25 protein-coding genes and 1 riboswitch are annotated in these 22738 nt (G+C 35.6%); of the genes, 14 read left to right on the top strand and 11 right to left on the bottom strand.

Features of this window, described 5'->3' with window-relative positions; genetic code table 11:
* The first annotated feature begins 140 nt into the window (after positions 1-140).
* Together D2K40_RS03780 and D2K40_RS03775 are read left to right on the top strand one after the other, a co-directional pair.
* The gene (locus D2K40_RS03780) at positions 141-803 is read left to right on the top strand and encodes a ribonuclease H family protein (RefSeq protein WP_117153171.1); all 663 of its coding nucleotides are present in this window, start codon (positions 141-143) and stop codon (positions 801-803) included.
* An 83-nt stretch (positions 804-886) separates the two neighbouring features.
* On the top strand, positions 887-1072 hold the full coding sequence (locus tag D2K40_RS03775; RefSeq protein ID WP_117153169.1) for an H-type small acid-soluble spore protein: 186 nt from the start codon (positions 887-889) through the stop codon (positions 1070-1072).
* Between the two features lie 61 nt (positions 1073-1133).
* Here the strand turns inward: D2K40_RS03775 and D2K40_RS03770 are convergent, their stop codons facing one another.
* Together D2K40_RS03770 and D2K40_RS03765 are read right to left on the bottom strand one after the other, a co-directional pair.
* Positions 1134-1505 (bottom strand): YuzC family spore coat inner layer protein, encoded by a 372-nt coding sequence (locus tag D2K40_RS03770; RefSeq protein ID WP_117153167.1) that lies wholly within the window; start codon positions 1503-1505, stop codon positions 1134-1136.
* Between the two features lie 147 nt (positions 1506-1652).
* Positions 1653-2003 carry a SpoIIAA family protein gene (locus D2K40_RS03765; RefSeq protein ID WP_117153165.1) on the bottom strand — a complete coding sequence of 117 codons (351 nt, stop codon included), beginning with the start codon at positions 2001-2003 and terminating at the stop codon, positions 1653-1655.
* Between the two features lie 171 nt (positions 2004-2174).
* Between D2K40_RS03765 and D2K40_RS03760 the strand changes: the two genes are divergently transcribed.
* Positions 2175-3137 carry an MBL fold metallo-hydrolase gene (locus D2K40_RS03760; protein ID WP_117153163.1) on the top strand — a complete coding sequence of 321 codons (963 nt, stop codon included), beginning with the start codon at positions 2175-2177 and terminating at the stop codon, positions 3135-3137.
* A gap of 20 nt (positions 3138-3157) precedes the next feature.
* Here D2K40_RS03760 and D2K40_RS03755 read toward each other — a convergent pair whose 3' ends face one another.
* Complete coding sequence (locus D2K40_RS03755) at positions 3158-3535, bottom strand: SLAP domain-containing protein (protein WP_117153161.1); 378 nt, start codon at positions 3533-3535, stop codon at positions 3158-3160.
* Positions 3536-3728: 193 nt separating this feature from the next.
* Between D2K40_RS03755 and D2K40_RS03750 the strand changes: the two genes are divergently transcribed.
* The 3 genes from D2K40_RS03750 to D2K40_RS03740 all read left to right on the top strand — a co-directional run bounded on the left by D2K40_RS03750 (position 3729) and on the right by D2K40_RS03740 (position 6857).
* The gene (locus tag D2K40_RS03750) at positions 3729-4784 is read left to right on the top strand and encodes a M42 family metallopeptidase (protein ID WP_117153159.1); all 1056 of its coding nucleotides are present in this window, start codon (positions 3729-3731) and stop codon (positions 4782-4784) included.
* Positions 4785-4915: 131 nt separating this feature from the next.
* Positions 4916-5317, top strand: a complete 402-nt coding sequence (locus D2K40_RS03745) for a hypothetical protein (RefSeq protein ID WP_117153157.1) — start codon at positions 4916-4918, stop codon at positions 5315-5317.
* Between the two features lie 200 nt (positions 5318-5517).
* Positions 5518-6857, top strand: a protein-coding gene (locus D2K40_RS03740) for an IS3 family transposase (RefSeq protein WP_117153156.1) whose coding sequence is annotated in 2 segments (ribosomal slippage) — positions 5518-5934 and positions 5937-6857 — 1338 coding nt in all. Because the reading frame shifts where the segments join, the coding sequence is not laid out codon by codon here.
* A 62-nt stretch (positions 6858-6919) separates the two neighbouring features.
* Here the strand turns inward: D2K40_RS03740 and D2K40_RS03735 are convergent.
* Both D2K40_RS03735 and D2K40_RS03730 read right to left on the bottom strand, forming a co-directional pair.
* A complete protein-coding gene (locus D2K40_RS03735) occupies positions 6920-7108 on the bottom strand; it encodes a hypothetical protein (RefSeq protein WP_117153154.1) in 189 nt (62 codons plus the stop codon).
* A 71-nt stretch (positions 7109-7179) separates the two neighbouring features.
* The gene (locus D2K40_RS03730; RefSeq protein ID WP_117153152.1) at positions 7180-8373 is read right to left on the bottom strand and encodes a cation:proton antiporter; all 1194 of its coding nucleotides are present in this window, start codon (positions 8371-8373) and stop codon (positions 7180-7182) included.
* Positions 8374-8635: 262 nt separating this feature from the next.
* Here D2K40_RS03730 and D2K40_RS03725 point away from each other — a divergent pair, with 262 nt between their 5' ends.
* Positions 8636-9151: an LURP-one-related family protein gene (locus D2K40_RS03725; protein WP_117153150.1), complete on the top strand. Its 516-nt coding sequence runs from the start codon at positions 8636-8638 to the stop codon at positions 9149-9151.
* 102 nt (positions 9152-9253) lie between these two features.
* On the opposite strand, the gene D2K40_RS03720 is transcribed toward D2K40_RS03725, so the two are convergent.
* The 4 genes from D2K40_RS03720 to D2K40_RS03705 are packed head-to-tail and all read right to left on the bottom strand — an operon-like array spanning position 9254 to position 13402.
* Entirely contained in the window at positions 9254-10363 is a 1110-nt protein-coding gene (locus D2K40_RS03720; protein WP_117153148.1) for a GerAB/ArcD/ProY family transporter, read from the bottom strand.
* Positions 10364-10384: 21 nt separating this feature from the next.
* Positions 10385-10576, bottom strand: a complete 192-nt coding sequence (locus D2K40_RS03715) for a hypothetical protein (protein ID WP_162879128.1) — start codon at positions 10574-10576, stop codon at positions 10385-10387.
* Positions 10577-10622: 46 nt separating this feature from the next.
* Positions 10623-11816: a Ger(x)C family spore germination protein gene (locus D2K40_RS03710; RefSeq protein WP_117153143.1), complete on the bottom strand. Its 1194-nt coding sequence runs from the start codon at positions 11814-11816 to the stop codon at positions 10623-10625.
* Positions 11817-11836: 20 nt separating this feature from the next.
* Entirely contained in the window at positions 11837-13402 is a 1566-nt protein-coding gene (locus tag D2K40_RS03705) for a spore germination protein (RefSeq protein WP_117153141.1), read from the bottom strand.
* Positions 13403-13617: 215 nt separating this feature from the next.
* Here D2K40_RS03705 and D2K40_RS03700 point away from each other — a divergent pair, with 215 nt between their 5' ends.
* The gene (locus tag D2K40_RS03700; RefSeq protein WP_117153139.1) at positions 13618-16272 is read left to right on the top strand and encodes a cation-transporting P-type ATPase; all 2655 of its coding nucleotides are present in this window, start codon (positions 13618-13620) and stop codon (positions 16270-16272) included.
* Positions 16273-16501: 229 nt separating this feature from the next.
* Entirely contained in the window at positions 16502-16960 is a 459-nt protein-coding gene (locus D2K40_RS03695) for a GNAT family N-acetyltransferase (protein WP_117153137.1), read from the top strand.
* 204 nt (positions 16961-17164) lie between these two features.
* On the opposite strand, the gene D2K40_RS03690 is transcribed toward D2K40_RS03695, so the two are convergent.
* Complete coding sequence (locus tag D2K40_RS03690) at positions 17165-18052, bottom strand: J domain-containing protein (protein WP_117153135.1); 888 nt, start codon at positions 18050-18052, stop codon at positions 17165-17167.
* A gap of 129 nt (positions 18053-18181) precedes the next feature.
* Complete coding sequence (locus D2K40_RS03685; protein ID WP_117153133.1) at positions 18182-18901, bottom strand: DsbA family oxidoreductase; 720 nt, start codon at positions 18899-18901, stop codon at positions 18182-18184.
* A gap of 247 nt (positions 18902-19148) precedes the next feature.
* A riboswitch (TPP riboswitch) is annotated at positions 19149-19259 on the top strand.
* Positions 19260-19368: 109 nt separating this feature from the next.
* On the opposite strand from D2K40_RS03685, the gene D2K40_RS03680 reads away from it, so the two are divergent.
* From D2K40_RS03680 to D2K40_RS03660, 5 genes are read left to right on the top strand one after another with little or no spacing between them, the layout of a single operon-like run.
* A complete protein-coding gene (locus D2K40_RS03680; RefSeq protein WP_117153131.1) occupies positions 19369-20361 on the top strand; it encodes an ABC transporter substrate-binding protein in 993 nt (330 codons plus the stop codon).
* 15 nt (positions 20362-20376) lie between these two features.
* Complete coding sequence (locus D2K40_RS03675; RefSeq protein WP_117153129.1) at positions 20377-20667, top strand: thiamine-binding protein; 291 nt, start codon at positions 20377-20379, stop codon at positions 20665-20667.
* Between the two features lie 45 nt (positions 20668-20712).
* Entirely contained in the window at positions 20713-21477 is a 765-nt protein-coding gene (locus tag D2K40_RS03670) for an ABC transporter permease (RefSeq protein ID WP_117153127.1), read from the top strand.
* Positions 21474-22217, top strand: a complete 744-nt coding sequence (locus D2K40_RS03665; protein WP_117153125.1) for an ABC transporter ATP-binding protein — start codon at positions 21474-21476, stop codon at positions 22215-22217. The genes D2K40_RS03670 and D2K40_RS03665 overlap by 4 nt, the downstream gene beginning before the upstream one ends.
* A complete protein-coding gene (locus tag D2K40_RS03660) occupies positions 22210-22557 on the top strand; it encodes a TatD family hydrolase (RefSeq protein ID WP_117153123.1) in 348 nt (115 codons plus the stop codon). Before D2K40_RS03665 ends, D2K40_RS03660 begins: the two co-directional genes overlap by 8 nt.
* Positions 22558-22738: the final 181 nt, after the last annotated feature.

Genomic DNA, 22738 nt, shown 5'->3' with positions numbered 1-22738 from the left:
TGAATAACTAAATATATAGATATATTTGCTTAGATAAGCTCAAGTGTTTAAAAGAAAGATGGTAAAATAGAATAGAATGCATTTTGAAAAAAGTGGGATATTAATACAATCATATTTTAGTGAAAAAGGATGGTTCTATAATGGAAGTCAGAATCGAACTAACATACAAAACGCCTAAGGGAGCAGAGATTTCCTTTCGATCAGACTACATGCGTGCAGCAAAAGCGGTTTTAATTGCGGAAGATTTTGAAAAAACGGGGCGCACAAAAAATATCCTGTTTGTTGATTACCATGATACAACCTGGACAATGAAGGATTTAAAGAAATTGTTAAAGGAAGTAGAAACAGAACCACATAATGTTACGTTGTATTTTGACGGAGGATTTGACCTTGAAACAAAGCGGTCAGGTTTAGGATGTGTAATATATTATCAACAAAATAATAAAAAGTACCGTCTTCGTAAAAATGCTGAAGTAGAACAATTAAATACCAATAATGAAGCGGAATATGCAGCGCTTCATTTAGGGTTACAAGAACTGGAGCAATTAGGTGTACATCATCAAACTATTACGCTCATCGGAGATTCTCAGGTTGTTTTGAACCAGTTAAGTGGTGACTGGCCTTGTGTGGAAGAAGATTTAAATAAATGGGCAGATCGGATTGAAACGAAACTAGATGATTTAGGGATTACACCAGAATATAACGTCGTGTCACGTAAAAAGAATGGTGAAGCTGACCAACTAGCATCCCAAGCGTTAAAAGGAGTCGAGATAACAAGTACAATGGAGCTTGATAAAAAGTAAATCTCTTATAAAAAATCGTGAAAATATGTATATTTAACTGTGTATGGTCAAACATAAACCTAAATAGGTAGGAGGTTATGTTTATGGACGCAAAACGCGCACAAGAAATTATTTTTTCACCAGAAATGGTTAATGTTACGTATAATGATGGAAAGGTTTATATTGAGCATGTTGATGAAGACACGGGTAACGCAACTGTTCATCCCCTTGATAACCCAGAAATAAAACAAAGTGTTTCTGTAACAGAATTAGTAGAGAAACCATTATAATTGCACATAACTAACCGCACCGCGAATAATCGCGGTGCTTTTGTATAGATTTACTTATAACCTAACGCCAACGTAATGCAACTGTTAATCTGCAACAATCTATATTATCTACATCTGACTTAAATTCTAATCGCAATCCATCTGGGTTAAAATGTACTTCTAAATCCGTTTTTAAACCTAGTGAATGGATTAAACGATCAACCTCCTCGTAATCTGAAATCTGCGCAGCATTCATTAATTTTTCATCAAATTCCTTGGAATCTGACAACTTGTCAAGGACAATAACAGCATCGTCCATAAGTTTTTTCGTTTCAGTTGCTGATTGACACAGGAGATCAGAATTAACAGGTGCTGGCTGTCTGTAACTTGGGTAGTAACGTGTATCAGGGTAATAAACAGGATAATAATAGTAACCGTTTTGATAATAATACATAAGTGATATCCTCCTAGAAAAATAGCCTAAGACAATATATTCACTTTCATATGCGTTAGTGATGAAAACTGCCTAATAATTAATAAAACTGATTTTCACCCACAAAAAAAGAAGTGGACCTCTCCACTTCTTTTTAACTACAATCCTTTATTGAAGCCAAGCTAATGCTTTTTCTCTTTCATCTTTGTTAAAGTGTTCCACTTCGACTTTAGGGAATATTTCCATCACTTTTGTACCAAATTCAATCCATTTTTTATCGCTAACAACAGCAATTTTGTTAAAATCATCCCAATGATTTTTATCGAATTTGAAATCTTCTATTAAACCTTTTGTAGAATATCTCACACCGTTTAGCACCATAAGAAGATTTATCTTTCCTTGTTCTGCTTTTTTCTCCTCAAAATAGTGTTCAAAATCCTTAATATCTTGTTCCATAATCGCACCTTCAACTTCGATTTCGATCACATTTTCAATATTATTTGTTTTAAATTTAATCATTATAATTCTCCTTTTAAAATTAGTCTTAATAGAAATATACCCGCATTATTAAAAGTAAAACTATGATAAAGTAAAGAAAGAAACTGTAGAAAAATAGTGGCTAAGCATTTAGGGTTATAATAGAGGAATATTAATTATTCAAATTAAATAATGAAAGCTGGTGTAGATTGTATGGAACAACCAAAAGATTTAGGAAAACGTGTAAGTATAATTGATTTGTTTGATTTAGAATTGGAACAGCGGACAGGCTCATATGTGCTTCATGAAGAAGAACTAACGTTAATTGAAACGAGTGCAAGTCCTTCTATTCCACATTTGTTAGAAGGTTTAGATAAGCTACAGATTGATCCGAAAGAAATAAAGTATATCATTGTTACGCATATTCACTTAGATCACGCTGGTGGTGTTGGGCTTTTATTAGAAAGTTGTCCAAATGCCTCCGTTATCGTGCACCTTCGGGGAGAACGTCACCTCGCAGATCCAACGAGATTAATTCAAGGGGCGAAGGCTGTTTATGGGGAGACATTTGATGGACTATTTGATCCAATTTTACCAGTCCCTGAAAATCGATTGATCACAAAGGAAGACGGAGAGAAACTTAAAATAGGAAAGGATCGAACGCTAACCTTTTTGGATACACCTGGACATGCGAAACATCATTTTTCTATCCATGATTCCTATAGTAATGGTGTTTTTACAGGTGATACGATTGGCATTCTTTATCCAATAGATAAAACAAATGGGATTGAATTAGTGCTCCCGACAACATCACCGAATCAATTCGATCCAGATGTAATGTTAAACTCGTTGAAGAAAATAGAAAAACTAGATGTTGATACGATCTACTTTGGGCATTATGGGCCTACTCAAAAACCGAAAGCTGCTTATCAACAATTAAGATCTTGGCTACCTAAGTTTGTAGATGTAGCTGAAACTGTCATTGCAGCAAATCCAGGTGGAAATTTTGATGAGAAGGTAGAAGCAATCTTTCAAGGCTTAACTTCAATGGTGTCAAAGGGAATAGTTGAAATGGGAATTGAACCGAATGAAGAGCTAAACAAACACATAAAGCTAGATCTACAAATCTGTGCAATGGGGTTAGCAGATTATTTAGAGAAAAAAAAGAAAAAATAGGAGCCATAGTGAATGGGTTATCAAATTTTTTCAATACTACCATTCACTAAGTTGGCATCAGATGCAAGGCTGTTTTCCGGAAAGATAAATGTCCAAGGCATACTTGTCTGTGCAGGGATCATTGGAGTAGGCAACGCGAATCTATGTCTAGCAACGAGTTGATTGTTTTCTTTATATTCTAGTGTTTCATCCTTAATCTGATAAGGTTCTAAACTAAAATTATGAATTAGTACCATTACCAATAAATCTTTTTTATGGTTTCTGGCTACGTTTAATAAGGTAAAAACAATATTTTGCTCGTTTTTATGTCCCGTTTCAGAAAAAATCTTTTCGATTCGTTTACGATCTTCTTGGGCTATGGTTCGATCCCAAGCTTTTTCAAACTCGAGTCGTTGCATGTATGTATCCTCCTTTATTTGTTACTTGTGTCATTTAGTATAACAGAAAGTGGAGTTAAGCGTGGCATGAAAATAGTTTTGTATCGTGTTATGCGGGGTATTGATTTGATAAAAGTGGCAAGTACTTAACCTGTACGAAAACTAGTGAGATCGAATAAAAGTATCAATTATTAATGTTGAGAGGAGAATTTACATGGCTCTATATCCAAATGTGACAGAAACAAAGTTTTTAATAAAAGAACTCGTATCCATTCCAAGTCCTTCAGGCAACACAAGCAATGTGATTCAGTTTGTGGAGGGGTTTTTACGAGACTTAAACGTGGAAACGAAGCGTAATCGAAAGGGTGGCTTGATTGCGACGTTACCTGGTAAAAATGATAAAGAACACCGTATGTTAACAGCTCACGTTGATACCCTTGGTGCGATGGTGAAAGAAATAAAGCCAAGTGGACGATTGAAGCTTGATCTGATTGGTGGCTTTCGTTTTAATGCAATGGAAGGGGAGTATTGTGAGATTCAAACATCCAGTGGAAAGACCTATACTGGGACAATTCTCATGCACCAGACTTCTGTTCATGTTTATAAGGATGCAGGTAAAGCAGAACGTAACCAAGAGAATATGGAAGTGCGAATAGATGCGCAAGTTCGTAGTGCTGAGGATGTGCGTGCGTTAGGTATTGAGGTTGGTGATTTCGTTTCTTTTGATCCAAGAGTAGAAGTTACCGATCATGGTTTTATAAAATCACGTCATTTGGATGATAAGGCAAGTGTCGCAATCTTATTACAGCTAATCAAGCGTATAAAAGATGAAAATATAACACTGCCGTATACAACGCATTTCCTTATTTCCAATAATGAAGAAATCGGCTATGGTGGTAATTCGAATATTAGCCCGGAAACGGTAGAGTATTTGGCAGTTGATATGGGTGCAATCGGTGATGGCCAATCGACAGATGAATATACGGTCTCCATTTGTGCAAAAGACTCAAGTGGTCCGTATCATTATGAGATGCGTAAAAACTTAGTGCAGTTATGTGAAGCACATCATATCGCTTATCAAGTAGATATTTATCCTTATTATGGGTCAGATGCATCTGCAGCAATTCGCGCTGGTAACGATATTGTGCACGGATTGATTGGACCAGGAATTGATTCTTCTCATGCATATGAACGCACACATGAATCATCATTAGAACAAACAGAAAAGCTTGTTTATCATTATGTACAGTCTGAATTAGTGACGTATTGAAGATAAACAAAACAAAAAATGACTAGTATGTATAGTCATTTTTTTGTTTAAAATTTTAATGTTCTACGTAAGGATGTGATGATATCCGACATATTATCAAATTATTCATATTAGTATTATTAGTTGTACTAATGGCTTGCGGTCAGCAAATAGAGAATGGAATAGTACTTCATAATGAGAGAACAGCACCAGATGACCCTTTTTCAGGTAACAAAATTGTGGGAATTATGGATGATAAAGATGATTTTATTAATTCATGGGATTCGTTTAATTTTGAAAAAGATAGACCTAATGTTGACTTTGAGGAAGGTGCGATTATATTTGCCCATACAACGGAAAACTCATGTGCAAAAGATATTAATCAGTTAGAGATAAGTGACAATCGTTTATTAATTGATACAGATCAAGAGAGTGGGCCATGTGATGATATTGGTTATCAAAGGACTTTTATCATCCAACTAGATAAAGAGAAATTAGAAAATGTTAAGACGGTAGTTTTTGAAAATGAAGAATTCAGGTTTGTTGAGCAGTAGTATGGTAAGTCGATAGATTGTATTCGGAAATGGGTAAAGGGTATTCAAATAAGTATTCATGGCGCAATATTTGAGTACGACAAAAAGCTAACTGACTTATATATTAAAATGTACCCTATAGAGTAGACACTTTAAAAAAAGTCTACCTATAGGGTACTTTTATGTATAATTAAGAAAAAATTAGTAAATGGGGAAGAGATATGAGTACGAGGTTATTCAGTGGGAAAGAAATAAAAGAATTGTATAAAAACCCTTATGTGACAGCCGTTAGTAACAAGGGAATCACATACACGGATGAATTTAAAAGAATCTTTATTACGGAGAATGAAAAGGGAAAATTTCCAAGACAAGTTTTTGAGGAACATGGATTTGATATAGATATTATTGGGATAAACCGTGTCGAATCATCAGGTAAAAGATGGCGTGCTGCATATAGGAAGAATGGAATAGCGGGGTTGCAAGATACACGTAAAGTTAAGTCTGGTCGACCAAATGAGAAGGAGCTTTCGATAGAGGAGAAATATGAACGATTGAAAGCACAGAATAATTTATTAAAGGCAGAGGTAGAGTTACTAAAAAAGATCGATATGGCAGAGAGGAGACTGGGGAAGAAAAAGAAATAACCATTCCTGCATCGCAGAGGTTTGAACTCATTAAATCTGTAATTGATAAGTTTAAATTAAAAAATAAATTAAGGTATTTATGTAAGGTAGCTGGTGTATCCCCTTCTGGATATTATAATTATTTCTCTCAAGACTCATTGGAAAGAAGGGGACAACGCGAAAAACGAGATAACATGGCCAAAAAGAAGATATTGAAAGCCTTTAACTACAAGGGACGAAAAAAGGGTGCTCGTCAAATTAAAATGACGTTAGATAATGTTTTTCAGACAAACTATAACCTAAAGCGCATTCGCAGAATTATGAAGAAGTATGGCATTGTATGTCCCATCAGAAAAGCTAATCCTTATCGTCGGTTGGCGAAAGCGACGAAAGAACATACTGTATTACCAAACAAATTAAATCGTCAATTTAAACAAAATGTACCTGGAAAGGTATTATTAACAGATATCACTTATTTATTTTATGGAAAGGGTAAGAAAGCTTATTTGTCCACGATTAAAGATGGATCAACAAATGAAATTTTAGCATATAACGTTTCTGATCGTATCACTTTAGATATCGCAACAGACACGCTATTAAAGTTAAAAAATAATAGAAGAGTAAAATTGGCAGAGGGAGCCTTCATTCATTCAGACCAAGGATTCCACTACACAAACCCAGTCTTTCAAAAGATGGTTAAGCAATATGGTTTAGGCCAGTCTATGTCAAGACGAGGAAACTGTTGGGACAACGCTCCACAAGAATCCTTTTTTGGTCATTTCAAAGATGAGGCATATATTAAACCCTGTGAAACACTTGATGAGTTAAAACGAGAAATTAGAAGTTATATGACTTATTACAACAACTACAGATATCAATGGAATCTAAAAAAGATGACCCCTGTAGAATACAGGAATCACCTTTTTAGTGTCGCATAGTCTTTTTTTAAAAAGTCCTTTACAAAGGGTACAGATTATATAAGTCAGTTAGCTTTTTCTATTCATTTAAATTTCTGCGGTTTCTCTACTTTGATTGAATCTACTTCACCACAACTATTACAAAAGCGAAGGATCATCGCGGATCCTCCAGAAAAAATCCGATCAACTGGTCGTATAGCAGCATAGCCATCCAATTTTCCTTCAACGAACGAATCATTGCCACAGCTAGGACATATTTTTTCCTCTGACATATACTAACCCCCATTATTGCTTGTTACTATTACTATACGTATGAAAAACGAGAATAGTTCCCTTTTCTCAATTATTGTCTAAGTTTTTTTGATAAGGGATAAATGCCTAAACTTTGCACAATAAGTGATAGAATAACAACGGCAAATGAAAGGGAAACGATCCAGTCAATTTCAGCGTTTACTGTGTTCTTTGCATGAAGTGTGAGAATAAGAAAAATAGAGATTGTTCCTTTTAATCCAGACCAAGATATGAGAAAAGTTTCACTCCAATTTGTAGTGCTACGCCAGTTTGAAAAAAGCTGTTTCGTACCAGTAATTAATATGAATCGAATCATGATTGTTGCGATGAAAATAATAATTGCAAAAAACCAACCATCAAAAATAAGATAATCAGCAGCTTCGATCCCAATCACTAAGAAAATTAACGAAAGAATAGCCAGTTCAACAATTCCCCAGAATCCGTCAAGTGCCTCTTTAAAATGCGCTTCTTTAATTGTACGACCATATTCAAATGATAGCATCATACCGCTTGCTACCGTTGCCAACACACCAGACACTCCAATAAATTCAGCGATATGAAAAATCCCGTAAGCAAGTACAATACTAAGCATTACTTGATATTCTTTATGATGGGTATAGTGCACCCCTTTACTCATCAGCCAGCCGAATCCAATCCCAAGTAAAGCACCACCAATTGATACATATAAGAATTCAAATACGAATGACAAAGGGGAAAAGGTTTGCTGATTTGTTAGCATGCCTGCAAGAACTGTGAAGACAACGATACTTGTCCCATCATTCAACATGGATTCGCCTTCTACAATAGAGGCAACCTTCTCATCTCCAGTCGATTTTTTTAAAATGGAAACGACAGAGACTGGGTCAGTAGGTGTTAATATAGCAGCAATAATGAGTGCACCAAGAAAAGATATGGATGTAAAAAAGTTGCCTAAGACAAAAATTGATCCGCCGAGTAAACCTACTGTAAGTAATAATCCAATTGTTGCTAGGAATAAAATAATTCCGGCATTTTGTTTAAAATCTTTTGGTGGAAATTGATAAGCAGAGATGAATAGTAATGCCGGTAGGAAAATATGATAGATCATATCTGCTGTTACATTAATTGTGGAAAAGTAAGGAATAAATGATAATACAATTCCGAGTACTAAAAGAATCGTTGGTACAGGAAAATTCTCTTGCTTTTTATCAATTGTAAAAATTATAAAGCCGATAAATAGTAGCCAGATGATTTGTGCAATTTCCACAGTTGTTCCCACCTTTTTAATGTAATACGTATTACTATAGCCGAAAATAAAAGCGAATAAACCCTATGAGATGCTGGAGGGTAGATAAATTATGGAGAAGGGCAGATATTCTAGATGGAAGGGGCGATTTAGTATAAAAAATAACTGATATCGACCCTTCATGGAAGAGGAGCTTACAAGTAGTGGAAATTGATTTAAAATGGAACTTTTTAGCTAGTATAATCGTTAATAAATAAACCAGCTTTTGAAAGGAGTCAATTAAATGAGTGAATCTTCCTTATATTTTTCAAATAATTTATTCTCAGCAGGAAAAACAGAAATTCTCACTGAAACAAAAGAAGTTGTTGGTGAGCTAGATTTGAAGAGTATGTTTTCATCAGGGGTGGATGTACTAGATGCGAACGGTAATATTGTAATGAAAGGCTCTTTTAAATTCATGAGTTCTAAGTGGATCACCAAGGATAAGAACGATCAAGAAATAGGTCTATTAAAAAAACCTTTCTTTTCGATTGGAAAAAAATATGTTTACACTTCGTATCAATATGGAGAGTATTACATTGAATCAGCAGCTTTTTCAAAGGATTATACAGTTTTAAATCAGCAAAACGAACAAGTAGCAACTTTCAAAAAAGTGAGTGGATTTATGCAATCATCAGCATATCAACTACAAAATTTCTCGCCAAATTTGTCAGATGAAGAATTAATCGTTGTTGTAATGGGTGTTAACATGATTACTAGGCGAAGAAGGAACGCTGCCAATAATAGTGCTGCTACTTAATATCTAACTGTTGTCTATCATACAGCGACGAAAAAGACTAACAACGGAACCGAATCGTCAGAATAAAAATTAGAATCACTCAAAAAAAGAACAATTTAGGGATTACTTTCTTTTGTTGAGTGATCCCGTACTTTTTCGCACTCTAGACACCACTAACAATAAAAGTGGCAGAAATAATCCATATGTTAAGGAATAGGGTGTCCATGTTTTTTCCATTATGTAATGAAAATACGTAACATTAGGACTAATAATAATCGCTAAAATAACTAAGATCATACCAAGGGGATAAACCAACGATCTATAGTCTTTTAATCGTAACATTTGAGCAAGTCCTAGTGTTGTTGCATAAAAACAAATCACAAGTTTGAAGAAAATGGTAAGAAACCAGATAATCGCAACAATTACTTCCAGACGTTCTAAAATTTCAGTAATTCTCATTTTTTTTCCTAAAACATAACTAGGATAATTATTTCGTGCTGTTAAGTCTGGACCAAGTACAAGCAAGCAAGCGACTGTAATAATAATCAAAGTTAGCCCACCAATTAATGTTCCAATTAAAAATGCTTTCCCTGCTTTATTTTGGTTTTTTACATAGGGTAAAATCATTAAAAATACAACAAGTTCCAAAAAAGGTAGTCCTAAAAAAGGAAATGTTGCTTGTAATACTGGCTTGAAACCGTTACCTAAAAGTGGTTGTACTTTTGTAATATCGATTTCTGGTGCAGAAAATGTAATAAGTAATGTAAATAAGATAAAAACCCAAGGGAAAAAGATCTCTGTAGCACGACTATATGTCTCCAGTCCAAGACGTACACCAATCATAACTACCACAGCAAAAAGAATTAATATCGCTTCTATTGGTGTATCCAGCATAATTTGAGTAGTTACAAAATCGCCTATTTCTCGTAAAAGTACACTAGCAAGAATAAAGAAATAACTTAAAAAGGAGAGTGCAACAAGCTTTCCTAACCACTTCCCAAGAATAATCTCAGAGCATTGAACTAGCGTTTTATCAGGAAATTCTTTTTGTAAGGAATTGTATAGTGTCACAAATAATAAACCGATGAGAACACCAAGGATACTGGAAATCCAAGCATCCTTTTCTGCTGCTTGTGCTAGACCAGACGGAGCAACTAAAATGGAACTTCCAATTGTAAAAAAAATAACTAAAGAAGCAAGCTGCTTAATACTAATTCTCCCGTTTTCTAACATGAGCGCCCCCATCCTTTCTACCTATTTCAATAAACTTGCAAAAAAATTACTTAACGGTTTGTAAATAGTCTCGATAGCATCCATTGGAGTTGGAATTGTTATATCGAGAAAATGAATTGTACTTAAAACAATCGCAATAAGTAAAATAGTTATAAACGCAGCTAAATCTTTGAAAGCTTTTTGTTTTAACAGAGATGGGATTTCTACATACATGATAATGCTACTGAGTATAAGTACGCCAAATATTTTGATAAACATTTTATTCGTCCTTCTCTCTTTGGAACGATTCCATAATTGTTCCAGTACTCCTGATTTTGAAGTTAACTTTTATCTCAATCTCTAAATCGATAAAGTATTGTTCCCAATCTTGCTTTATCTCTTTCCAAGCTTGTGGATTAGCGCGATATATCGCCTCACCAAACCCAAAGATATCACTTTCTAGGTCATCTTTTGCTTTCTTGATACTATTTTCAATGATAGCTTTTGTTTTATCAGCAAACGCTTCTTCTAATTCCTTAATGATCTCCTGTTTAGTGACATCCTTTTTACACTGTACTTCTCCTATATTTGCTTCAGATTTAACTTGGATGTTAATTTTAGGTGCGCCTTTTTGAACTTTTCCTGTGACATCTGTGGATGAATTGATTACTTCTACAGCAATTATTTCATCTTCACATGGAACATAACCAACAGTACTCTCAACATTATCTGTAATGTAGTTAAAGCCTTTACTTTCTTCTTGATTCAGCCAACCGACAAGTTTGTCTTTTTTAAATCCTGCCAATCCTGTAAGTTTTAGTTTAGCTAATGCATCAATTTGATGGACATTACTATTCTTATTCCCAGCTTGTGAATTTCCTTCTATTATAATACTTGTTAAGACTGGACTTGAACGTCCATTTGTGAAATTAACGATTAACTCGTCTATTGTGACAGCTTTTGTAGGTGCCCACTCATTTTCAGAGGTTTGCAAGGAAGAGAAAATCTTATTAGCCGGGATTTTATTAATTGCAGTTAATACTTTTAAGACATTACTAGCCTCAGTATCTTTAGCAACTAGAATAAAAAAATCAGTTCTGAAATCATGATCTCTTGAGATTAGATCTAATGGCTTTTTTATACTATCTTTCGCTAATTCTTCACCAAAAATGATTACCCTTGTGTGTGCAAAGTAAATTTTTCTTGGAGATTTAGTTGTTAATTTTCTTAAAGCTTCAAAAATTGTTTTTCCGGTTGTTTCGTATGTTGTGACCTCTGTTCTGTCTGTATTCGCTTGGCTTGCAATTTCCCCGGGGTTTAATATTTGAACAGTTACAAGGTAATCCTCTCCACTTTTATCAATCCCCAAAGCTGTTGCGATTGCCATTTCATCTAATTCTTTACGACTCCAACATCCACTTAACAAACTTAGTGTTATGAAAAGGAGTATAAGTAATTTGAATTTCCGTTTCATATGAAGCCCCTTTACTTGTCTTATCTTGGTTTTGGTTTAGCCTTGGAGACTGGTTGTTGTCGTTTTACATTTTTTTTGCTAATCGAACGAGGGCGTGAAGTCATCCCCCATAAAGGCATTCGAAAAATGACATCTTTTTGTTCTTTTGCCTCAAAAGGCGCAAAAGGAGTTAAATAGGGTACACCAAAAGAACGCAGGCTACATAAGTGAAGTACCATCGTGATCAGTCCTAAGATAATCCCAAATAGTCCAAAACTTGCAGCTAAGCCCATTAATACAAAACGCAACATCCGAAATGTGATTGCTAAATTGTAAGCAGGCATAACAAAACTTGATATTGCAGTAAGAGAAACAACGATTACCATAGAGGCAGAAACGATCCCAGCTTCAACTGCAGCTTGTCCAAGCACTAATGCACCAACAATTGAAATAGCTGGACCAATTGCTTTTGGCATACGTAGGCCAGCTTCGCGCAAGATCTCAAAGGTGATCTCCATTAGTAGAGCTTCAAGAAAGGCTGGAAAGGGTACTCCTTCACGCTGTTCTGCCAGACTTATTAAAAGCTGTGTTTGCAACATTTCTTGATGAAAGGTTGTAACAGCAATATACGCTGAAGGTGTAACTAATGATAGAAAAAAAGCTAAATAACGAATTAATCGAACTAAAAATGCAAGATCAGCACGTTGGTAGTAATCTTCACTTGATTGGAAAAATTGTATAAAAAGTGCAGGTACAACAAGCACAAATGGCGTACCGTCTACGATAATTGCGATTCTACCTTCTAAAAGATTTCCTGCTATCACATCAGGCCGTTCTGAATTATAAATGGTTGGGAATGGCGTATATGTCTCATCTTGTATCAGCTCTTCAATGTAACCACTTTCTAAGACCGCATCTATATCAATACGATCCAGCCTTTTCTGTACTTCCTTCACTACTTTTTCATCAGCAACGCCATTTATATACATAATCGCAACGTCTGTTTTTGTTCTTCTTCCTATTTTTTTCATTTCTAGACGAAGATTAATATCCTTTATCCGACGGCGAATCAGTGTAATATTTGTAAGTAATGTTTCAGTAAAAGAATCTTTTGGTCCTCTAATTACGTTTTGTGTACTCGGTTCTGTTACACCACGATCTTCCCAGCCCCTTGTACTAGTCGAGAATCCTTGTGGTTCTCCATCAAGTAGTATGATTGAATTCCCTGATAGAAGTTCATTATAGAGATCTTCAAAATCAAAAATATCCTCTATTTTTCCGATTGTTAAAAGTGAATCTTTTAATAGTGCCACAGCATCTGAGTTGTCAATTTGCTTTAGATTAGTTGGTTCGATCATAAGTGATTCCAGTATGTAATCTTGTATCATTTGTTTATCTACTAAACCACTAACATAGATGATACCAGCTTTTGTTTTTTTCTTGGTACCAATCTTAAATTCCCGTATAATAACATCTTCAGCTGGTAGGTCCTGTTTTATCCGATCAAGATTAGCTGTTAGATTACTGTGTAATGTTATGGATTCTTTCGATTCTCGGTTCGATTGATTAGACTTAGCTATATTTCTTTTTCCTACTTTCTTAAACATCGAAGAAACCCCTTTTAACATATTAATTATGACAAGAATTATTTTAGTATTATGTACCAATCTTGCTAAATTAAACATGTATAGAGAGCGTGAAAATAATCCAAGTGATCGCCACGTTTACTTAAGTTCGAATTGGGAATAGGGTATATAAATATATGCTCGAATAAGTAGTTGTTGGAGACGTCTAATAATATGAAGGGAAAGGGAAATGCGAGATGGATGATGATGCACAAAAGAATTGGTTCGCAAAAAATATAGATGATCTACAGAAAGAATTAAAAACAGATATAGAGTTAGGTTTAGCAGAAGATGAAGTGAAGGAAAGGTTAGACGAATTTGGTGAAAATAAGCTTGATGACATTAAGAAAGAATCAACATTAAAAAAAATCATCAAGCAGTTTCATGACATTATTATTTATGTGTTAATCGCAGCTACAATTATTACCTTTTTAATAGAACATTATATTGATTCAGCTGTTATTGGTATGGTAGTGATTGTTAATGCATTAATTGGTTATTTTCAAGAAAGTAAAGCGCAAAAAGCATTAGATAGTATTCGTAACATGTTGTCAGTTGAAGCAACGGTAGAACGTGATGGAAGTCGTGTTGAAATAGATGCCAAACAACTGGTTAGAGGGGATGTTGTCTACTTATTCCCTGGCGACCGTGTACCTGCTGACATAAGGATAGTAGATGCGGATAATCTGAAGGTTGAGGAATCAGCCTTAACTGGAGAATCTGACTCTGTTGAAAAACAAGTAGGTGCTTTACCAGATGATACTGTATTGGCAGATCGTATTAATATGGCATTTTCCGGAACATCTGTTACATCTGGTACAGGTGTTGGTGTTGTGGTAGAAACGGGTAACCACACGGAAATTGGTAAAATTAACGAACAAATGACGGAAGTAAAAGAGATGGAGACACCTCTAACGAAGCAAACAGCTGAATTTGGCAAAAATATAACGATCGCTGTTGTCTTAATTGCTATTGCATTCTTTGTCTTTGCCTATTTTTTCCGCGACTATGAGATTGGTGAACTGTTTCTATCTGTTATTGCTATGGTAGTCGGATCAATTCCAGAAGGTTTGCCGGCAATTATGTCAATGATTCTAGCAATTGGTGTTCAAAAAATGGCCAAACGAAATGCAATTGTCAAAAGCTTGCCATCCGTTGAAACCTTAGGATCTGTGTCAATTATTAATTCGGATAAAACCGGAACATTAACCAAGAATGAAATGACTGTAAAAACAGTCATAACACCAAATCAGACTTATTCTATAACAGGGGAAGGCTACGCACCTGAGGGAGAAATACAATCAGAAACAAAAGAGAAAGATCCTCTATTGGAAAAGTTCCTGCTTGCTACGAAGACAGCAAATGAATCGGAATTGTTTCAAGATGAAAACGGACGTTGGAACATCACTGGAGAACCCACAGATGGTTGTTTTATCACGTTAGCAGAAAAAACTGATCTATCTTTACCAGAAACAGAAGAGATAGATAAAATCCCATTTGATTCTTCTTACAAATATATGGCGACATTAGCTAGCGGTGAAGAAGGTAGGATGATTTATATTAAAGGGGCACCTGGGGAAATCTTTGATATGCTTCATGGTAACAATGAATTTGATCGGAACTTTTGGGAACAACAAATGGAACAAATGGCTAAACATGGCCAACGTGTTATAGCTGTTGCGTATAAAAAAGTATCAGATCAAATGGAAGACTTAACACATGATGACGTAAAAAAAGATATTGAATTTCTAGGATTGGCTGGAATTATTGACCCACCACGTGAAGAAGCAATTCAGTCAGTTAAAGCAGCACAAACTGCTGGTGTGCAGGTAAAAATGATTACAGGAGATCATCCATCTACAGCAGTTGCAATTGGTAAAAAAATAGGAATTCTAAAAAACGATAAAGCGATAACTGGAAAAGAAATTGATCAAATGTCTGATGATGAGCTAGCAGAGGTAATTGAGGATTATGCGGTTTTTGCTAGAACGAGCCCAGCGAATAAATTAAGAATTGTTAAGGCATTGCAGAAAAATGGAGAAGTAACCTCCATGACAGGAGATGGTGTTAATGATGCACCAGCCCTGAAAAAAGCAGATATTGGTGTAGCAATGGGGATTAAAGGAACTGAAGTCTCTAAAGATGCATCAAATATGATCTTAACGGATGATAACTTTAGTACAATAGTAGATGCGATTGAAGAAGGACGTCGTGTGTACGATAATGTTAAAAAGACAATTTTGTTCTTACTTCCAACAAGTGCAGCAGAAGGTTTTATTGTAATGGCAAGTATATTGTTAGGGATCTCCATGCCATTAAGTCCAGTTCAATTATTATGGATTAACATGGTTACAGCTGTTACTATTTCGTTTGCCTTTGTTTATGAACCTGCGGAGAAAGATGTTATGGTTCGGAAGCCAAGGGAAAAAGGATCTCAGCTTTTAAGTAAGTATTATGTGTTTCGAATTTTCTATGTAGCCGCCATTGTGGCAGGTACAGGTTTAATTGTGAACACAATCATGGTTGATAATGGTTTTGATCACGCAGTAGCAAATACAGTTACATTAAACATTGTTGTATTCGGTAAAATGTTTTATTTATTTAATGTCCGGAATGAGCATGGTTTCGCATTAAATAAAAGCTTTTTCACTAATAAGGTAGCATTCATCGTTTGTGGTATATTAATTGGATTACAACTCGCCATAACATATGCACCATTTATGCACACGGTTTTTGCAACAGCACCATTAGAATTTGGACTATGGTTCATTCCGATAGCGCTAGGCTTGGTTGTATTTATTGTGGTTGAAATGGAGAAATACCTGAATAGGAGATTTTTTTCTAAGCATTAAAAGCGATTTATTTTGTGGGATTTTCAGATTATCCAAAAGCTTCAGCTCACAATTTATTGTGTTGCTGAGGTTTTTTTGATATTCACATTAAGTAGTTATTTTTATGCGTATAATGAGTTGTAAAGAATGTACTTAAACTAAAGCAAACTGATATACTACATATAAGGTTAGTTCACTGGAATAACACCATATTTGTAACTTCGATGAATAAAAAAGAGGGAGGGACGTCATGACTTCATATCAAATAAAGAAACTAAATATCAAAGACTATAATAAGTGCAGTGATATTTGGGATATGGATAATAATCCAAAAATGGCAAAGTTTTTTTATGATGACTTAGTAAGCGGAAACAGAATTACCTTTGTATATTTAGAAAATAATTTATTTATAGGAGAAGGGTCGTTAGTTTTTAGAAATAATGACCCAGATTATACTATTCCAGGTAAACGTATTTATCTATCTCGTATGATTGTTAAAGAAGAATATCGCAATCGAGGAATCGGAGGCATTATTCTTGATTATTTAATAGATTATGCGGAACAGCTTGGATATTCAGAGATAGCAGTTGGTGTTGATATAGATAACTTAAACGCAAGACACCTGTATGAAAAGAAAGGATTTACAAATGTATTATTTATCGGTGAGGACGAATATGGTGAGTATGTAAAACTTCTAAAAAAATTATAGCGTTTTTACATAAAGTTAGATCAAATGAATTGTTAAAATCATTCTATTCTTAGGGTGCTAAAAAAGCGTATGTAATTTCAGAGCAATCATCTTATAACTGGCACAACTGATTTTGGCGTCATATGTAAAATGAACGGAAAAGGAGAAGCAAGTATCCTTCATTTAAGAGGATAGATGCTTCTCCTTTAAAAAAAACGGGTTATGCTAATCTTCATTGTCAAGCGTTTTAGCTGTTTCATTAATAAATGCTAAGGCATTTTCATAGTTTTCTGCTGTGTTAAAGATTACAGCAATTTTTTTTCCGGGTAGATTTGTTTCTTGAAAGATGCTGCTATCAGTTATATTTACACCGTAAAGCTGCTCTGGTCTATCGTCTACTTCTTGAGCGAATAATAGATTGTTTTCTGCAGCATCTTTACTTGACTGTGATAAGTCATCTAAAGCTAAAAGAGAACCATTAGCAACAAAGGTTTTAAAATGACTCGAATCAACAATTAAAACATCAGGGGAATTTTGTGCTAAATTTACCTGATTTTTTATCGTCATCCCTATATCAGTTTGCGATCTTACTTCTGGTGGTGAATAATATAAGTCAAGTTCGATTCGTTCCCACTCTGGAAAGAAAGAAGCTATTTTTTCTTGAATAGGTGTTAGTTCTTCATTAAGATTATCTTCTAATAATTCCGTTAGATCTTCATTAACATAATCACCTAATAACACTATTTTAAGTGCTGCTGGTGGTTGATCTGCAAGTTTTGCTTGTTCATTTCTGTTATCTATTACGGTATTAACAATCACACCTACTCCTAAAATAATAGCCAATACACCTATGACGTGTAATTTATAATACCGAAAGAAGTGTTCGATTTTCTCTTTTAAACCGATTTTTGACTCCGGCTCTTCCTCATCAGTTAAATAGTCTCTTAAGACTCGATAAGCTGTATTTATTTGGTCTGCATTAAGCTCTTCTTTGACATTATTCGCACTTACGGATTGTTCACGTTTAATTAAAATAATAAATCTATCTTCTAAATCATCTAGTGTAGCATCTTTTGGAAGCTCCAATATTTCGTAAGCCGTTTTTATGTCCATCTCGATAACATCCTTGTCTTTTTATACTGTGTTATTAGAATAACATTATTGCAGTAATTAGGGAAGGTTCGACACAACTGACTTAAACAAAAAATATCCTTTAGAGTGATTTGCTCTAAAGGATATATGTTACTTATCGATTTCTCCACAATCATTACCTGTACAAAATTCTGTTTTAGAACTAGAAAGATCCTTAAATCGTGGCTTTGGATTTTCTTCTTCCCATACTTGTTCTAGCGCACTAGTAAAGGTTTCAAGCGGCTGTGCACCAGAGATGGCGTATTTGTTATTAATGACAAAAAACGGTACACCAGTTACACCATATTGTTGCGCTAATGTTTCATCAGCTCGGACCTCTTTGGCATATGCATTTTCATCTTGAAGTACTTTTAATACGCTTGCTTTATCAAGACCAGCATCTACAGCGATAGCAGCTAATGTGTCGATATCACTTAAATTAACAGAATCAGTAAAATAACCGTGTAACAGTTTTTCTGTTAGGATTGTTTCTTTGCCAAGGGTTTTCGCATATTTCGCTAGACGATGTGCGTGAAATGTATTGGTTGGCTTCATCGTTTCGAAATGAAAAGTTAGACCAACAGCTTCAGCTTGGTGCGCAAGCCCTGCGTTTGTCTCTTTCGCTTGTTCAACTGGGATATTATATTTTTCTGCAATTGCTTCGTGTATACTTTTACCAGAATAAACAGCTGCGTTAGGGTCTAATTCAAAACTCTTAAACTCTATAGCCACATCATCTTTATGTGGGAATTGCTCGACTGCTTGTTCTAAGCGGCGTTTACCAATATAACAAAATGGACAAACAAAATCTGACCATACATCGATTTTCATTATTAGAACACCTCAATTTTTATTACTTACTACTTATTCTGCCATAAAGTTGAAAAAAGATGAAATAACTTGCTTAATCGAGCTGTGAAATTGTAATCGTGTATTTCAGCTCGTTAATCGTGCGAGAATTGTATCTATTCGTGCATTTCGACAAATTAATTGTGTGTTTCAATAGACTCAAAAATAAAATACTTGAATTTATGAACAATCTGTGGCAAAGTGAAAAATGTAGGTAATTGAATAGCAAGTTTCAATGTAGGGGGACCAGTATGGCTGGTTGAGATCGTATCCAATAAGATACAGACCCTTGGAACCTGATCTGGCTCAGACCAGCGTAGGGAACATATATGAACACGAAATAATTGTGATGATATATGCGCTCTAGGCCTAGCCTAAGCGCATTTTTGTTTTTATTCGTGCAAGTTAAATATGTTCCTCCACAAAAAATAAAAGGGGGATTTTTAAGAATGAAAAAAGTATTATTTTCTATCGCTCTAATAGCACTACTTGTTATAACAGGTTGTGCGAATGACGATACAACTCATCAAGAACAATCACTAGAAGAAGTAACAATGGTGCTTGACTGGACGCCAAACACAAATCATACAGGGCTTTATGTTGCACAGGCAGAAGGCTTTTTTGAAGAAGAAGGTTTAGATGTTGAGATTACTTTACCAGGGGAGTCTGGTGCGTCTCAAGTCGTTGCTTCAGGTAAAGCGGAATTTGGAATAGGTGCACAGGAAGGTCTTACACAAGCACGTACGCAGGATATTCCGATTGTATCAATTGCAGCGGTGATCCAGCATAATACATCTGGATTTGCTTCACCAGCTGACAAAGGAATCACGTCACCAGCCGATTATGCGGGTAAAACATATGGTGGTTGGGGTGCCCCAGTTGAAGCAGCAGTTCTTGACTCACTCATGCAACAAGAAGGTGCTAGTGTAGAAGATGTGAATATTGTTAATATGGGTAATTCAGATTTCTTTACAGCAGTAGAACGTGACATTGACTTTGCTTGGATCTATTATGGATGGACTGGAATCGAAGCAGAACTACGTGATATTGACCTTAATATGCAGTATCTAACTGATTATTCAGAGAAACTAGATTATTATACACCAGTGATTACAACGAATGAAACAATGATTGAAGAAAATCCAGAAACAATCGAAAAGTTTTTAGCAGCTGTATCAAAAGGGTATAACTATGCAATAGATAACCCAGAAGAAGCTGCAGATATTCTAATTGAAGCAGTTCCTGATTTAGATGAAGAGCTTGTAAGAGCAAGTCAAGAATGGTTGTCACCAAAATATCAAGATGATGCATCCCAGTGGGGCATACAAGATGAGCAAGTTTGGGCAAACTACTCGGATTGGATGTATGAAAATGATCTATTAGATAGAGAACTTGATACAAACGGAGCATTTACTAATGAATTTTTACCTGAACAAGAGTAATAAGGGGGCTTCAAAATGGCAAACGCACTTGTAAGTATTCAAATAATCCCAAAAACCAAAAATGGTGAAGACGTGATTCCATACGTTGATGCAGCAATTGAAGTGATTGAACAAGCTGGTGTGAAGTACCAGGTGAATCCACTTGAAACAACGATGGAAGGCGAATTAACAGAGCTTTTTCAAACGATAGAAAAAATGAATGAAAAGATGGTAGCGCTTGGATGTCCAAGTATTATCTCACAAGTGAAAGTCGTATATAAGCCTGATGGTGTTTCAATGGACGCATTAACAGAGAAGTATCGTTAGAATGGGAGGGTAGGGCGATGTCATTGTTGGCATCGCCTTTCTATTATGAATAAAATTGCAACAAAAACGGTTAGTCCTATTTTAGTAATAGTAGCGCTACTTTTGATATGGGAAGCAAGTAGTCGTTTATTGGATGTCCCAGCATGGCTACTGCCGGCACCGACAGTGATTGTGCAGGAAGGTGTTGCTGGTTGGGTGAATTATCAGCATCATCTACTTTCCACTATCAGATTATCACTAATCGGTTTTGCGATTGGTGTTACGGTCGGCCTCGTCGTTGCGATCAGTTTACATCTACTACCGACTGTTAAACAGGCCTTTTATCCATTATTAATATTATCGCAAAATATACCGATTATTGTGCTAGCACCATTACTTGTGATTTGGTTTGGATTTGGTGTGATGCCGAAGCTAATCGTGATTACACTTGTCTGTTTTTTCCCAATTGCTGTGTCAACTTTAGATGGCTTTCGGCAAACGAGTTATGAATTGATGCATTATATGCAAATGGCAGGTGCATCCAAGCGCCAGATTTTCACAAAATTAGAATTGCCGCATGCGTTACCATCGTTTTTTTCAGGGTTAAAAATTGCAGCAACATATAGTGTGATGGGGGCAGTGATCTCTGAATGGCTTGGTGCGAATCAAGGAATTGGTGTTTACATGACATTAGCTCAGTCTTCGTTTAGAACTGATCGAGTCTTTGTTGCGATTTTCTTTATTATGGTGTTATGTATGATCTTTTTCGGAATTATTATTGCGTTAGAAAAATTACTCATTAAAGGACGGGTTAAGGAGGAGAAAGTATGAGTGAATTAGTTGTCGAACAGGTCACCAAATCATTTGGAGATGAACAGGTATTAGCTGATGTTTCTTTTTCTGTTAAGCACGGTGAATTTGTTTCGTTACTTGGCCCGTCTGGGAGTGGAAAAAGTACGTTATTCCATCTCATCGGTGGTATGTATCGACCAGATGCTGGGACGTTTTATTTAGATGGGAATGACATTACGGGTGAACGCGGTGCGATTAGTTATACCCCACAAAGTCCTGCGCTTTTTCCATGGCGAACGATTTTAGAAAATGTTGTGCTTGGGGCAGAAATACAAGGGAAACCTGATTATAAAAAAGCACGTGCAATGCTAGAGAAGGCTGGATTGGCAGGGTATGAAGATGCTTATCCACATCAATTATCAGGCGGCATGCGGCAGCGTGTTGCATTTGTCCGGGCGTTACTTAGTCCACAAGACTTTATTTGTTTAGATGAACCATTCTCAGCATTAGATGAGTTTACCAGGCTTGAAATGCAAAAGTGGTTGTTGAATATATGGGAAGAAAACCGACAATCAATTCTTTTTGTGACCCATAATATCGAAGAGGCACTTTATTTATCTGATCGCGTAATTGTCCTATCAAATAAACCGGCTGCGATTAAAAAGGAGTTTACTTTGCCTTTTGAGCGCCCACGTGATCAAGAGTTACTCTTGTCAGAAGAATTTTTACAATGGAAAAAAGCGATTTATAAAGAATTGCAGGTCGTGAATCATGCATAAGGTGATAGATGCGCATATTCATTTGGATGTCTATGAACGTTCGGAAAGATTGCAGATTTTAAAGGAGCTAGATCAAGCGGATGTTTCCGCGTTAATAGCTGTCTCGAATGATTTTAAATCAGCAAAAAGTGTCTTAAGCTTAGCCAAGTGCGATTCGCGTATCAAACCAGCGATAGGTTTTCATCCAGAACAGGAACTGCCAAGTGAAGCTGAAATGGATTGGATCATGGAACTAATCGAAACCCATCAAGATGAAATTGTGGCAATCGGAGAAGTTGGACTTCCTTATTATACACGTCAAGAAGACCCTGGTTTGGTGCTGAAACCGTATCTGGAGTAGTTAGAGTGCTTTATCGAACTTAAGCGAGAAGACTCCTTCCTCAAACACGTCAGTGTTAGGTGGGAGATGAATCGCTTCTTTTTTTTGAAATTAAAAAGCAAATTACAAGACAAACGTCAGTTCGGTTTGGTATAATTATGGTACCAAAACTTTCAGAAAGGGTGTGTTGAAATTGACAATG

It is taken from the genome of Paraliobacillus quinghaiensis, from assembly GCF_003426025.1.
In the GTDB taxonomy this organism is placed as follows: Bacteria; Bacillota; Bacilli; order Bacillales; family Amphibacillaceae; genus Paraliobacillus_A; species Paraliobacillus_A quinghaiensis.
Note: the sequence above shows the minus strand (reverse complement) of the source record. Positions and strands in the feature narration are given on the sequence as shown.